Genomic DNA, 14,614 nt, shown 5'->3' with positions numbered 1-14,614 from the left:
AGGAACGCATTTAATTCAAGTAATAAACCTTGAGCAAGACTTGCTTCATCTAAGAACAATAAATCAAAATCGATGTGCTAAAGTCCAACGTGTTTCCATTAACTCTTGCGATGATTTGTTCGGCAAGACCGTCATATCGTTTCGAACGCAGTATGTACCAACTTAAACAGTCGTTTATCATTTAGCTCTAGTCAAAATGGTTATAAAGAGGAGGTATTCTATAAATGAAACATTTTATTTCGATGAATCAACTAACAGTGGAAGATATTTATTCGATATTAAGCAATGCTGAGAAATACAGAGTAAAAGAAGCTAGTATACCGAAGCAGTTATTTGCTGGCAATCTATTCTTCGAGCCGAGTACAAGAACGAAAATGAGTTTCATTGTTGCAGAGAGAAAGCTTGGCCTTGAAGTGCTGGATTTTCATATGGAAAGTTCGAGCGTATTAAAAGGGGAGTCATTATATGATACGGCGAAGACCTTTGAAGCAATTGGGGCAAATTTATTAGTTATTCGTGATGCTTCTGATACATGGTTTGAAGAGCTTGATCAGAAACTGGCAATTCCAGTAATAAACGCTGGTGCTGGTAAAGAAGAACATCCGACCCAGTGCATGTTGGATTTACTTACGATTTATCAGGAGTATGGCAGATTCAGAGGGTTAAATATTGTCATTGTCGGCGACATCAAACATAGTCGTGTTGCTCACTCAAATGCCAATGCATTAAAAAAGCTAGGAGCAAAAGTATTCTTAAGTGCTGCACCAGAATTTATTGATGAAGAACTAGAATTTCCCTATATTACGATGGATCAGGCGGTCGAACTTGCAGATGTTGTCATGCTCTTAAGAATTCAGCATGAAAGACATGAAGATAAAGCAGAAACGAATAATTATTTACAGCAATATGGGTTAACAAAAGAACGGGAAAAGAAAATGAAACAGGCGGCAATTATTATGCATCCGGCACCAATCAATAGAGGGATAGAGATTGATACAGACCTTGTAGAATGCAGTCGTTCTCGAATTTTTAAACAGATGGAAAATGGTGTCTATATCCGCATGGCAATAATCAAGCATGTATTACAAGAATGGGGGATTATTAATGAAAATACGATTGAAAAACGCGAAACGACTATTAGAAACCAGTGGAATGGAGCCTTGCGAAGTATTAATTAACGATAAAAAAATAGAAAGGATAGACCACGATTTATCGGCAGAACAAGTAGATAAGACCATTGATCTCGACGGCAATTTGATTCTACCTGGGTTCATCGATGTACATATCCATCTAAGAGAACCAGGTGGTGAGCATAAGGAAACGATTAAAACTGGTACAGAGGCTGCTGCAAGAGGAGGATTTACGACGGTTTGTGCGATGCCAAATACAAATCCTGTACCTGATAATGCAGCAACCATCCGCGAGTTGTTTGCAAAAATTAGTGAAGATGCAGTCGTTCGTGTACTTCCATATGCTGCAATTACAAAAGGATTAAAAGGCAAGGAAATTACGGAAATTAATGCACTTGTTGAAATGGGGGTATTCGCCTTTACTGATGACGGGGTAGGAATTCAAACGGCAGATTTCATGCTTAAAGCGATGAAAGAAGCGGCAGCATGCGGTGCTTCAATTGTTGCCCATTGCGAGGATAATTCCATTGTCTACGATGGAGTCGTACATGATGGCAAGGTTAGTAATCGCTTAAACTTACCAGGTATCCCATCATTAAGTGAATCGGTACAAATTGCTAGAGATGTGCTATTAGCAGAAGCAACGGGCTGTCATTACCATGTTTGTCACGTAAGTACAAAGGAATCCGTTCGTATCATCCGTGATGCTAAGCGGGCAGGAATCAATGTTACTGCTGAAGTAACACCACATCATTTATTGATGAACGAAGATTCGATTATGACGAATGATGCAAACTATAAAATGAATCCACCACTACGCACAGCAGCAGACCAACAAGCACTACTTGCAGGTTTGCTGGATGGGACGATAGATTTTATTGCAACTGATCATGCGCCACATGCAGCAGATGAAAAGGACAAAGGTTTTCTGTATGCACCTTTCGGAATTGTTGGCTTAGAGACAGCTTTCCCACTACTGTACACATACTTAGTAAAACAGGGAAAGGTTACATTGCATCAGCTTGTAGAATGGCTGACAACGAAACCAGCTAAAGTGTTTAACTTGCCCTACGGATTATTAGAAGAAAATCAAGTAGCTGATATAACAGTAGTGAATTTAGAAAGGGAATCGATTATTCAAAAAGAGAATTTTTTATCGAAAGGGAAAAATACACCATTCGACAGTTGGAAGGTTGTAGGTTCTCCGATTTTAACAATCTCAGAGGGAAATGTAGCTTACATTAATGAGGAGGATATTCATGTACAAACGACAATTGGTTCTTGAGGATGGAACAGTTTTCATAGGTGAAGGATTCGGCAGTGATCGTTTATCAACAGGAGAAGTTGTATTTAATACAGGTATGACTGGTTATCAAGAAGTCATTACAGACCCATCATACTATGGACAAATTGTAACGATGACTTACCCGCTAGTTGGTAATTATGGAATAAACCGTGATGATTTTGAAACAGTAACACCATTTATTCAGGGATTAGTGGTGAAAGAAGTGAGTGAGCATCCTTCTAATTTTAGAAATGATGAAAGCTTGGACCATTTTCTAAAAGCGCATAATATCCCAGGTATTTCTGGAATAGATACTAGGAAACTAACGAAGATTATAAGAAAACATGGAACAATGAAAGCAATGATTGCGGATACCAGTCAGTCTGCTGAAGAAATTGTAAGTCAGTTGAAAGAAAAAGAGTTATCAAAAGACCAAGTTAAAATGACATCTACAGTAAAACCTTATGTTGTACCTGGAAGAGGTTTGCGGATTGTAATGGTTGACTTTGGTGCAAAACATGGGATACTTCGTGAACTGACTAAACGTGACTGTCATATTACAGTTGTTCCTTACAACTATAGTGCAGAAAAGATTTTACGCCTAAAACCAGATGGTATGATGCTTACAAATGGACCTGGAGATCCCAAAGATGTACCGGAAGCTATAGAAATGATTAAACAGGTAATTGGAAAGATTCCTATCTTCGGAATATGTCTCGGACATCAATTATTAGCACTTGCAAATGGTGCAGATACAGAGAAAATGAGATTTGGTCACAGAGGTGCGAATCATCCAGTAAAAGATATTCGCAAAAATATTACTTATTTAACTTCACAGAATCATAGTTATGCGGTAAGTAAAGCATCCCTTGAAAATACGGAATTAGAATTGACGCAACTGGCGCTAAATGATGACACAGTGGAGGGAATTGCACATAAGAAGCATCTTGCGTTTTCCGTGCAATATCATCCAGAAGCAGCACCAGGACCTGAAGATACGAATTATTTATTTGATCAATTTTTGCAAATGATTAAATCAAGTAAAAATGAGGAGGAAGCATATGCCTAAAAATACTGCAATTAATAAAATTCTTGTAATCGGGTCAGGTCCAATTGTAATTGGTCAAGCAGCTGAATTTGATTATTCAGGTACACAGGCATGTCAAACGCTGAAGGATGAAGGGTACACTGTCATCTTAGCAAATTCCAATCCAGCAACGATTATGACTGATCATACAGTAGCAGATAAAGTATATATGGAGCCATTAACAGTTGAATTTTTAACAAAGATTATTCGTAAAGAACGGCCGGATGCACTTTTAGCAACATTAGGAGGACAAACTGGATTAAACTTAGCAATTGAATTGGAGAATAATGGAATATTATCCAAGTATGATGTTGAATTATTAGGTACATCATTAGAAGCAATTCAAAAAGCAGAAGATCGAGAGAAATTCAGAAGTTTAATGCAGGAAATCAATGAGCCTGTACCTGATAGCAGAATAGTGCACACTGTAAATGAGGCAATTGATTTTTCAAAAGAGATTGGCTTTCCACTAATTGTACGCCCTGCATTTACATTAGGAGGAACTGGCGGTGGAATGTGTTATAACGAAACAGAATTACTGGAGATTACGAGGAATGGCCTTGCGTTATCCCCAGTAAATCAGTGTCTAATTGAGCGAAATATAGCTGGATTTAAAGAAATTGAATATGAAGTGATTCGTGATAAAAAGGATCAAGCGATTGTTGTTTGTAATATGGAAAATATTGATCCGGTGGGTATACATACTGGTGATTCGATTGTTGTTGCTCCTTCACAAACCTTAAGTGATCGTGAGCACCAGCTATTACGCAACGCTTCTCTTAAAATTATTCGTGCACTAGGGATTGAAGGTGGATGTAATGTCCAACTGGCAATCGACCCAAATAGTTTCAACTATTATATTATCGAAGTGAACCCAAGAGTAAGCAGGTCCTCTGCGCTGGCATCAAAAGCAACAGGATATCCAATTGCAAAAGTAGCAGCAAAAATAGCAGTAGGGTACACGATGGATGAGATTATCAATCCGATTACAGGAAATACATATGCATTATTTGAACCGACACTTGATTATATCGTTACGAAATTTCCACGCTTCCCATTTGATAAGTTTACAGCGGGTGACAGAAAGCTTGGAACCCAAATGAAGGCTACCGGTGAAATCATGGCGATTGGGAGAAGTTTCGAGGAGTCACTATTAAAGGGTATCCGTTCTCTTGACCATGGTTCGCAAGAGTTATGGCTGAAATCATTAGAAAAGGTAGCAACTAATGATTTGGAAAATCGGATGAAATCAGCGGATGATGAACGTATTTTTGTTATCGCAGAAGCATTTCGTCGTGGGGTATCAGTGGATACGATTTTTGATAATACAAAAATCGATCGTTTCTTCCTCGTAAAAATACAACAGTTAATTATGTTTGAAACAGAACTAGTAAATAATCGTTTATCTATGGAAATATTAAGGAAAGCAAAACGATTGGGGATTTCAGATACACAGATTGCTAGACTATGGAATGTATCCGTTGATTACGTGTATGAGCAGCGACTGAAGGAAAACATAGCACCTGTCTATAAAATGGTAGATACATGTGCAGCAGAATTTGAATCCAAGACTCCTTACTTTTATAGTTCGTATGAAGAGGAAAACGAATCGATTGCTTCGAACCGTAAGAAAATTCTCGTTCTCGGCTCAGGTCCAATTCGGATCGGTCAAGGAATTGAATTCGATTATGCTACCGTCCATTCCGTTCTTGCCATAAGGGAAATGGGATATGAATCGATAATTATGAACAATAATCCAGAAACGGTTTCAACCGATTTTAGTATCTCTGATAAGCTCTATTTTGAACCGCTAACCTTGGAAGATGTCATGCATGTCATTGCATTAGAAAATCCAGAAGGTGTAATCGTCCAGTTCGGTGGGCAAACCGCAATTAACTTAGCGGCAGGTCTTGAACGAAGAGGGGTAAATATTTTAGGAACAAGCTTGGAATCGATTGACCGTGCAGAGGATCGTGACAAATTCGAAGACTTACTGGATGAATTAGCAATACTAAGGCCGAAAGGTAAGGCAGTTCGTAATTTTGACCAAGCGATTGAAGTAGCAAATTGGGTCGGTTATCCGGTACTCGTAAGACCTTCTTATGTAATTGGTGGAAGCAAAATGGAAATTGTTTATGATGATCATGATCTGCAATTATATTTAAATAAAACAATAAATGCGAGTCCAGAGCATCCGCTGCTAATCGATAAATACATCACAGGTATGGAAGCAGAAGTTGATGCAATCAGCGATGGTGAGACAGTAATATTACCAGGAATAATGGAACATATTGAGCGAGCTGGCGTACATTCGGGCGATTCGATGGCAGTATACCCACCACAAAGAATGGGGGGAAATGTCAAACAAAAATGTATCGATGCAGCAATTAAAATTGCGCGCGCGCTGCAGGTAAAAGGTCTGATTAACATTCAATTCATTATTCGGGATGAAGATGTATATGTCCTTGAAGTTAATCCACGAGCAAGCAGAACGATTCCATTTTTAAGTAAAATTACGGGCGTACCAATGGCCAATCTTGCTACAAAATCAATTCTCGGTATGAAACTAGCAGATCTAGGCTATCAATCTGGGATTCTACCAGATATTGACAATGTCGCGGTTAAAATCCCTGTCTTCTCATTTGAAAAATTGCGCAGTGTTGATACGATTCTTGGACCAGAGATGAAATCAACAGGTGAAGCAATCGGTTATGATAAAAATTTAGAAAAAGCATTATTTAAAGGATTGCTCGCTGCTGGAGTTAAGGTTCCCCAAGAAGGTGGCGTATTATTAACGGTTGCGGATAAAGATAAAGAAGAAATGCTCGATATAGCAGAACGATTCCATGAGCTGGGATTTGAATTGTTTGCAACTGAAGGGACAGCTGCGTTTGTAAAACAAGCAGGAATTCCAATTACGGCTGTACAGAAGGTTGGAGCTGAACAACCAAATGTTCTATCTATCATTGAAAAGGGTCAAGTACAGTTTGTAGTGAATACTTTAAATTCTGGTAAGCAGCCACGCTCAGATGGATTTTTAATTCGACGACAGGCGGTAGAACATGGAATACCGTGTCTCACGAATTTAGATACAGCAAATGCAATCGTAAACGTAATTGATACTACAACATTTAGCGCTAAATCAATAACAAATAAAGAGGTAGTTCGCCCATGATTAAAAAGGAAAAGCTGCAGATAATTGGAACGAAACAGATTGCGAAAGATACGATCGAGATGAAGCTGGAGAATATCCATATTAGTGAAACAGCCGTGCCAGGTCAATTCCTCCATATTTTAATCGAAGGTCATACGTTGGGGAGACCAATTTCCATAGCTGATATAGATAAAGAAAATCATCTCGTCACGATTCTTTTTAAAGTAATTGGATCAGGTACGAAACGCCTAGCTGCATACAGTGTAGGACAACAGATTAATGCGCTTGGTCCAAGTGGTAATGGTTTTCCGCTTAGGCAAGAAGCGAAGGAAACTGTTCTTTTAATAGGTGGAGGGATTGGTGTACCACCGATGTATTATCTTGGTAAACAGCTAGCAGCGCAGAATGTCAATGCAATTGCAATACTTGGTTTTCAAACAGCAGAAAATGTTTTTTATGAAGATAAGTTTAAAGAGATTGCAGAAACGTATATTGTTACCGATGATGGTTCCTATGGGAATAAAGGGTTAGTAACAGATTTATTGGATAAGGTCGGTGACTTTGACTGCTATTATACTTGTGGTCCACTTCCAATGATTCAAGCAGTTACTAGTAAATTAAGTGGAAAACGTGGGTATATTTCTTTAGAAGAACGAATGGGCTGTGGGGTCGGTGCTTGTCTCGCCTGCATGATACCAGCAAATAATGAAAGTGGATATAAGAAAATATGCAGTGATGGACCAGTATTTCTTGCAGAGGAGGTAACAATATGAACGAGTTAGCGGTATCTTTACCAGGTTTGAAATTGAAAAATCCGATTATGCCTGCCTCAGGCTGTTTCGGATTTGGACATGAATATAGTAACTATTATGATCTAAGTGAACTTGGAGCAGTGATAATGAAGGCAGCAACGGGAAATGCTAGGCTAGGAAATCCCACACCACGTGTCGCTGAAACTGCTTCAGGAATGCTTAATGCCATCGGTTTACAAAATCCAGGTGTCGATAAAATTATCGAGTATGAAGTGCCATTTTTAGCTAATTTTGATACATCTATCATCGCTAATATTGCTGGTAGTACGATTGAGGAATACGAAATGGTGGCGGCAGCATTTAACTATACGGAAGATGTACATGCATTGGAACTAAATATTTCCTGTCCAAATGTAAAGGAAGGTGGCATTCAGTTCGGAACAGATCCAGTAATGGCTGCTAAAGTAACCGAGAGAGTAAAGAGAGTAAGCAAGTTACCAGTATATGTAAAACTCTCACCAAATGTAGCTGATATTGTTGAGATGGCAAAAGCAGTGGAAGCGGCTGGTGCTGACGGTCTATCGATGATTAACACATTAACTGGAATGCAAATCCACTTACCATCTAAGCGACCTTTGATTGCAAATAAAACTGGTGGTTTATCAGGTCCTGCAATTAAACCGATTGCGATTCGGATGATTTATGAAGTAAAGCAGAATGTAGATCTGCCAATTATCGGCATGGGCGGAATTTGCAGTGCAGAAGATGTACTTGAATTTTTATTAGCAGGGGCAAGTGCGGTTGCGGTTGGAACTGCTAATTTCGGCAATCCTTTGGTTTGTAAGGAAATTATTGATGAATTACCCGATGTGCTGAGCCGTTATGGTTTTGCTTCTGTCCAAGAGGCGATGGGAAAGGCGGTATTTGTATAATGAATAAAGCAATATATTTGGCTTTGGATTTTCCTACATGGGAAGTTACGGAACAATTTCTTAAAAACAATCAGCTTCATGGTGTCCCAGTCAAAGTAGGGATGGAACTATTTTTTCGTGAGGGCCCAGCTATCATTGAAAAGTTGAAAGCAAATAACCATCCGATTTTTTTAGATTTGAAATTGCATGATATTCCGACAACAGTAATGAAGGCAATGAAAAATCTTGCAGCACTTGAAGTGGATATTGTTAATGTTCACGCACTTGGTGGAAGTGACATGATAGAACATGCGAAAGAAGGATTATTAAAAGGTTCTTCTAAACATAAGACTAAATTAATTGCTGTTACTATCTTGACTTCACATGATAAAGAAACGATGAATAATCAACTACTAATTCCTGGTGAGCTTCGAGAAAACGCCGTACATTTAGCATATACTGCAAAGCAGAGTGGTGCAGATGGTGTTGTCTGCTCGGTTTACGAAGCGGGTTCAATTAAAGAAAAATGTGGTAATTCTTTTTTAACTGTAACACCTGGAATACGATTAGCTAATTCTAGTTTAGATGATCAAAAACGAGTTGCAACACTGAAAATTGCAAAAGAAAATGATGCAGATATCCTTGTGATTGGCAGAAGCATAACAAAAGCAGAAAATCCGTATCAAGCATACCAACAAGCAGTAGAGGAGTGGGGAAATGGCATTAAATGAAGAATTGGCAAGAGACCTATTAGAAATTAAAGCAGTGCAAATTAATCCAGATAATTATTTCACATGGACATCGGGAATAAAGTCACCTATTTATTGTGATAATCGTTTAACTATGTCATATCCTGAAATTCGCAAAAAGATCACCGATGCATTTATTACGATGATTGGTAAGCTAAATCAAAAACCCGATGTAATTGCCGGATGTGCCACCGCTGGGATTCCCCATGCAGCATGGTTAGCAGATTGTTTACAATTGCCAATGGTATACGTTCGCTCAAAGCCTAAGGGACATGGCAAAGGAAATCAAATCGAGGGACAAATATCAAAGGGGCAAAAGGTTCTTGTCATTGAAGACTTAATTTCAACAGGTGGTTCTGCAATTGAAGCTGCCAAAGCATTACAACAAGAAGATGTAGAAGTAATTAGTGTCTTTGCAATTTTTACATATGGATTAGGGAAGGCAGAATCACAGTTTGCCGCAGCAGAACTTCCATTTGCGACAATTACGAACTTTGATCAATTAGTTGAGGCGTTAGTTGTAGACCGGAAGCTGACTCAAAGTGAAAAAGAGAAGTTAATCGACTGGCGTGACAATTTGAAATAAGGAGTAGCGTTTCATTATTGGTTGTTGCTATTTAAATATTTGGATAAAAAACATAGTTGATATAAACTGCGAACTAGTGACAATCGTGTCTTCGAACCTAGACAGTCGTTGCAATTAAGACATGAGTCTCATGTATATTGCTACAATCAATGGTGATAGTTAGTGGGTTTGTCATTATTTTCTTTTGATTCTACTCTATCTTCAGCGGAAGAAATACACGAAGACTCCTCGAAAATAAAGGTCAATTTTCTTCGTGCGATGCATCGCTGCCGAAGCCTTCCTTGTCCTGCGGGAAGAAGAGCCTAGGTGAGACTTCGAAGTGCGGCAGCACAAGAAGGCTCACCAGCTCCCCGCGGAAAGCGTAGTGTATTTTTGGAGCGACGGCCAAGGATGCAAATATCATCCTAAGTTAGTTCGCAGTTTATCTAATAGGCGACTTTGTACATAAGACCATCCATTCATCAATTGTAAATTCTTTAATTTCTTCGTGCTCAATCTTGATTTGGAAATAATCTTTTATCTTCGTATTGGCAGCTAATATATACTGTTTTACTTCCTCGATTTTAGATTGTTTATCTAATGTTCGGTTAACCCATTCATTATATGGTAAGGTCTTTTTTCTCTTCTCTTGTTTCACCACGGTTAAATGGTTGCTGCTAAGTAGTTTTTCCCATTCAGTAATTTTCAATGACCTACCATGGCTATAATCCCGCATTTTCTCTAATGAATTAATGAATATATCTGCAGAAGGTTCCTCTGCTCCAACATTATCAATTAGTAAAAAACTGCCATTTGGTTTTAATACACGCTCAACTTCTTGAATAAATCTATCAGGATTAGGAAAATGGTGTGCAGCAATTCTACAAGTAATAATATCAAAGGAGTTATCTAGAAATGGCAGTGATTCAGCGTCTGCTATGACGTAATTAATATTAGGATAAGATTGCAAATGCATTGCGGTATTTTCTAACATTTCTTTCGTAATGTCTGTGGCAAAAACTTTTTTAACATTCGGGGCAAGCTTCTTGGCGGCATGACCACCACCAGTGGCTATATCAAGCGCTGACAAATCTTTATTTGGATTTAGCCAATGTATCAAAACTGACAAATCATTACCATTTGCATGTGTGCTACTCGTAAAATATGCTTCCTTATTTTTGGAGAAAACCTCTTGGACACTTTTCTTCTCATTCATTTTAACTCCTCCAATCATTCTTACTATTATCCTATGCTTTTGCGTGATATAAGTAAAATACTATTATATAATCAATTATAATAATAATTACTTATTAGGTTGGTGAAGCAATGAAAATTGAGGATTATGAATTACTCTTGAAACTCAACGAGATTGGTACGATTCGCGGTACGGCAAAGATTATACTGATTTCGCAACCAGCAGTTACACAGCGTTTGAAATATATTGAGGATTATTTTGGAGAAATATTATTTATCAGGACACCTAAAGGCTTAGTGCCAACTCCTAGTGGCGAAATTATCTTAAACCATGCAAAAGAGGTGGTAGAAAGAGAAGCAGGCTTAATAAACAAACTTGCAGAGTCAAGTAAAGAAATTCAAGGAACATTGTCAATTGCTTGTTCATCATTGATAAGTCAACGATTTCTTCCAGCTATTTTAGGAGAATTTACAACAAAATTTCCTAAGGTTGCAATTGATCTTGTGACAGGAATTAGTGAAGATATTCGACGTAATCATAAAAATTATCATGTCTGTATCATTCGTGGTGAAAAATTAAAGGAGAGTGTGTCGATTCGTTTATTTGATGATCCATTATACATTTTTGATACGGAACCTTTTCCGAAAGATGATATAAAGGAGCGTCCGCTAATCTCTTTTAAAAGTGATGATAGTATGCATGAGCTTGTAGACAACTGGCTCTATCATCATCAGGAACAAATCAAGCCTCAGAAAACAATGACTGTAGACCAAATTGAAACGTGTAAACAATTTATGAAGCAGGGAATTGGGATGGCAGTACTGCCAGAAAGTGTCTCAGATTCTATGAAAAATGAATATCCAAATGTTCCGTTGAAACTAAATGGGAAGCCAGTGACAAGGGATACGTGGGTATGTTATCAAGAGGGAATTCGCCAACTACCACAGGTCGATCATTTTATTACAGCACTAACAAGTACGAGTTTTCTTTAGGATGTTATTATAAGCTTGTTTTGTTTAACAGCTTATAATGAATCAAAACGAAAAGTTAAGATAAACAGTGAACTAGCTATTGAGAGCAATTGCTCTCTAGCCGATCGCTCCGAAAATACACTTCGCTTTCCGCGGGGGGCTGGTGAGCCATCTTGTGCTAACGCACTTCGAAGTCTCACCTAGGCCCTTCCTCCCGCAGGAGTCTTCGTGTATTTTCTGCGCTGGATTTTGCTATTGCTGGCATCTTTCTATGATATAAGACGAGAGGGCAATTCCTCTCTCATGGCCGTTGCCCTCCGGATGCGCGACTGTCCGCAGCTGAAATCAACGTAGCTCATAGTTCGCAGTTTATATCAACCGTAACAATTAATAGGAAACGAGTCTTATTAATGTTTAAAAGGGACCTTTAAGAGGAATACGAAGGTATAAGTAATAGTATAAGGAGTGAATAGAATGAGTAATGTAATTTTTACATCATTTGCAACGGCTAAGAATGGAAGAGCCGGTCATGTGAAGTCAGACGATGGACTGATTGATTTACAGTTAGTAAATCCAGCGACAGATAAGTCTGGCGAGAAAGGATCCAATCCAGAACAGCTATTTGCAGCAGGGTATGCAGCTTGCTATGATGGTGCACTCAATTTAGTAGCTTCGAAGCAAAAGAAAAAACTTGAATCAGAGACAACAGCTGAAGTTAGCTTTCTTAAAGATACAGCAGATGATGGTTTCAAAATAGGGGTTACGTTGAAGGTGAAAATTGAAGGTTTAAGTCCAGAAGAAGCAGTGGAGCTAACGGAATCTGCTCACCAATTTTGTCCGTATTCGAAAGCAACGAGAGGGAATATTGAAGTGACGATTATTCCGGAAGTAGTATAATAAATGAGGATTCCCAGAAAGGGAATCCTCATTGTAGGTAGATAATAAAGTGATTTTCTCACTATATTAGTCCATGGCAATCTTAAGTTTTATTATTTCTTAACCGCTCCACAGTTTCATTTGATGGGGTTACGAATAATGTTTTTTGATTATCATATGTAACGAATCCAGGCTTCGCACCGTTGGGCTTCTTTACATGACGTATTTTCGTATAGTCAACAGGTACTGCTGATGAGTTTTGTGACTTGCTGAAAAATGCAGCAAGCTCTGCTGCTTCGAGTAATGTTTCCTCACTTGGTTCTTTGGAACGGATAATTACGTGGGACCCAGGAATATCCTTTGTATGCAACCATGTATCGTCTCGATGCCCGAGCTTCATGGTGACATATTCGTTTTGCTTATTATTTTTACCGACAAGAATTTCAGTGCCATCAGCTGATATAAATTTCTCTGGTACTGGGTTCTTTGGTTTGTTTTTCTGTTTCCTTTGTTTCCCTTGTTTTTTTAAATATCCTTCTTCTCGTAGCTCTTCACGAATTTCTTCGATATCCTCAACGCTAGCAACATCAATTTGCTGTAATAATTGCTCCAAGTAATCAATTTCTTCTTGATTCTTAATGATTTCTTGTTCGATAATTTTTTTAGATGTTTTTAACTTTTGATACGTTTTAAAGAAACCCTGTGCGTTTTCGCTAGGAGTTTTATTTGGATTTAATTCAATCGTTATTTCCGATTGTTGTGGATCATAATAATCAATCACTGCTATGCTTTTATCTCCTTTGGAAACGAGGTGCATATTGGCTGTTAAAAGCTCACCTTTCTTTTGATAACGATCTGCTTCAGCAGCCTTTTTAATTGTTTGCAGATGCTTTTTCATTTTTCTTTCGTTTTTATTCTTTTCATTTTTTATGAAATGTGATAAATCTTTTGCCTGCTGCTTTACACGATCACGCTCTGCTTTTCCAGAATAAAAAGTATCGAGCATATTATTTACTGAATCAAATTTTATGATTTCACCATTAAAGCTTTGTAACGCAATGACGTGGAATTCTTCTTTCTTATTTCGATAAATTGCTGGTGTATAGTGATTTTCAATTAGCTGCGTTCTTATTTCCATATATTTTTCCGCATAGATGTTCCCACTACCTAAGCCTGCACGTGAAACGATTTCGCGCGCAATAAAAGGGGAAAATCCATCAAGATGAGTTACAATCTGACTGTCTAATTTCCCTGCATTAAAATCAAGCTTCTTAATTAAATCCTCACCATCTGTTAATAATGGATTTAATTTATTCTGTGCAGGTGGAAGGATGTACTGTTGGCCAGGTAAAATTGTTCGATAACGATTTTGAGCCATGGATACATGCTTTAGACTGTCGATGATATTACCCTTTTCTTCGTCTACCAGCATAACATTGCTATGTTTCCCCATCAATTCAATGACGAGTAGCTTTTGACCAATATCGCCAATTTCATTTCTTGTTCTAATTTTAAAAGTAACGATACGCTCCATGCCATTCTGCTCAATTTCTTCTATGGTCGCACCTGATAGATGCTTACGCAGTACCATGCAAAACATCGGTGCTTCTTGCGGGTTAACATATGTATCATCCGTTAAGTGGAATCTAGCATAGGTTGGGTGGATTGATAATAATAGTGTATGATTTTTCCCTTGGCTACGAATTGTTAAGATGATTTCGGTAGCGGTAGGCTGGTATATTTTATTTATTTTACCTGGGACTATTGTTTGCTTTAATTCATCTGTTACTGCTCTAGTTACAATACCATCGAATGGCATAGGATCACCTCTCATGACAATTATAGCATTTTTTAGGACAAGTATGCATAGATATTGAAGTATGAGCTTGGTAGTAAAGAAAGTATATCCGTATTTCTTTCTACATAAGTGCAACTATGG

General features: G+C 38.1%; 13 protein-coding genes. 10 read left to right on the top strand and 3 right to left on the bottom strand.

Annotation, left to right across the window (positions count from 1 at the left end):
• Positions 1 to 224: 224 nt before the first annotated feature.
• The 8 genes from CWR45_RS11315 to pyrE are packed head-to-tail and all read left to right on the top strand — an operon-like array spanning position 225 to position 9,654.
• Positions 225 to 1,178, top strand: coding sequence for an aspartate carbamoyltransferase catalytic subunit (locus CWR45_RS11315; protein ID WP_115749971.1), 954 nt, complete (start codon positions 225 to 227; stop codon positions 1,176 to 1,178).
• On the top strand, positions 1,105 to 2,415 hold the full coding sequence (locus CWR45_RS11310; protein WP_115749970.1) for a dihydroorotase: 1,311 nt from the start codon (positions 1,105 to 1,107) through the stop codon (positions 2,413 to 2,415). The genes CWR45_RS11315 and CWR45_RS11310 overlap by 74 nt, the downstream gene beginning before the upstream one ends.
• Positions 2,390 to 3,484: a carbamoyl phosphate synthase small subunit gene (locus CWR45_RS11305; RefSeq protein WP_115749969.1), complete on the top strand. Its 1,095-nt coding sequence runs from the start codon at positions 2,390 to 2,392 to the stop codon at positions 3,482 to 3,484. The genes CWR45_RS11310 and CWR45_RS11305 overlap by 26 nt, the downstream gene beginning before the upstream one ends.
• Positions 3,477 to 6,677 carry a carbamoyl-phosphate synthase large subunit gene (gene carB / locus CWR45_RS11300; RefSeq protein ID WP_115749968.1) on the top strand — a complete coding sequence of 1,067 codons (3,201 nt, stop codon included), beginning with the start codon at positions 3,477 to 3,479 and terminating at the stop codon, positions 6,675 to 6,677. Before CWR45_RS11305 ends, carB begins: the two co-directional genes overlap by 8 nt.
• Positions 6,674 to 7,429 (top strand): dihydroorotate dehydrogenase electron transfer subunit, encoded by a 756-nt coding sequence (locus tag CWR45_RS11295; RefSeq protein WP_115749967.1) that lies wholly within the window; start codon positions 6,674 to 6,676, stop codon positions 7,427 to 7,429. Before carB ends, CWR45_RS11295 begins: the two co-directional genes overlap by 4 nt.
• Positions 7,426 to 8,340 (top strand): dihydroorotate dehydrogenase, encoded by a 915-nt coding sequence (locus tag CWR45_RS11290; RefSeq protein ID WP_115749966.1) that lies wholly within the window; start codon positions 7,426 to 7,428, stop codon positions 8,338 to 8,340. Before CWR45_RS11295 ends, CWR45_RS11290 begins: the two co-directional genes overlap by 4 nt.
• Positions 8,340 to 9,050, top strand: a complete 711-nt coding sequence (gene pyrF / locus CWR45_RS11285; protein ID WP_115749965.1) for an orotidine-5'-phosphate decarboxylase — start codon at positions 8,340 to 8,342, stop codon at positions 9,048 to 9,050. Before CWR45_RS11290 ends, pyrF begins: the two co-directional genes overlap by 1 nt.
• The gene (gene pyrE, locus CWR45_RS11280) at positions 9,037 to 9,654 is read left to right on the top strand and encodes an orotate phosphoribosyltransferase (RefSeq protein WP_115749964.1); all 618 of its coding nucleotides are present in this window, start codon (positions 9,037 to 9,039) and stop codon (positions 9,652 to 9,654) included. The genes pyrF and pyrE overlap by 14 nt, the downstream gene beginning before the upstream one ends.
• A 421-nt stretch (positions 9,655 to 10,075) precedes the next feature.
• Here the strand turns inward: pyrE and CWR45_RS11275 are convergent, their stop codons facing one another.
• The gene (locus CWR45_RS11275; RefSeq protein WP_115749963.1) at positions 10,076 to 10,849 is read right to left on the bottom strand and encodes a class I SAM-dependent methyltransferase; all 774 of its coding nucleotides are present in this window, start codon (positions 10,847 to 10,849) and stop codon (positions 10,076 to 10,078) included.
• 110 nt (positions 10,850 to 10,959) lie between these two features.
• Between CWR45_RS11275 and CWR45_RS11270 the strand changes: the two genes are divergently transcribed.
• Positions 10,960 to 11,820, top strand: a complete 861-nt coding sequence (locus CWR45_RS11270) for a LysR family transcriptional regulator (protein WP_115749962.1) — start codon at positions 10,960 to 10,962, stop codon at positions 11,818 to 11,820.
• A gap of 32 nt (positions 11,821 to 11,852) precedes the next feature.
• Here CWR45_RS11270 and CWR45_RS19835 read toward each other — a convergent pair whose 3' ends face one another.
• On the bottom strand, positions 11,853 to 11,999 hold the full coding sequence (locus tag CWR45_RS19835) for a hypothetical protein (RefSeq protein ID WP_170138844.1): 147 nt from the start codon (positions 11,997 to 11,999) through the stop codon (positions 11,853 to 11,855).
• Between the two features lie 274 nt (positions 12,000 to 12,273).
• On the opposite strand from CWR45_RS19835, the gene CWR45_RS11265 reads away from it, so the two are divergent.
• Positions 12,274 to 12,696: an organic hydroperoxide resistance protein gene (locus CWR45_RS11265; RefSeq protein ID WP_115749961.1), complete on the top strand. Its 423-nt coding sequence runs from the start codon at positions 12,274 to 12,276 to the stop codon at positions 12,694 to 12,696.
• Between the two features lie 82 nt (positions 12,697 to 12,778).
• Here the strand turns inward: CWR45_RS11265 and CWR45_RS11260 are convergent, their stop codons facing one another.
• On the bottom strand, positions 12,779 to 14,494 hold the full coding sequence (locus CWR45_RS11260) for an Rqc2 family fibronectin-binding protein (protein WP_115749960.1): 1,716 nt from the start codon (positions 14,492 to 14,494) through the stop codon (positions 12,779 to 12,781).
• Positions 14,495 to 14,614: the final 120 nt, after the last annotated feature.

The organism is Oceanobacillus chungangensis, assembly GCF_003369565.1.
Classification (GTDB): domain Bacteria; phylum Bacillota; class Bacilli; order Bacillales; family Amphibacillaceae; genus Oceanobacillus; species Oceanobacillus chungangensis.
Note: the sequence above shows the minus strand (reverse complement) of the source record. Positions and strands in the feature narration are given on the sequence as shown.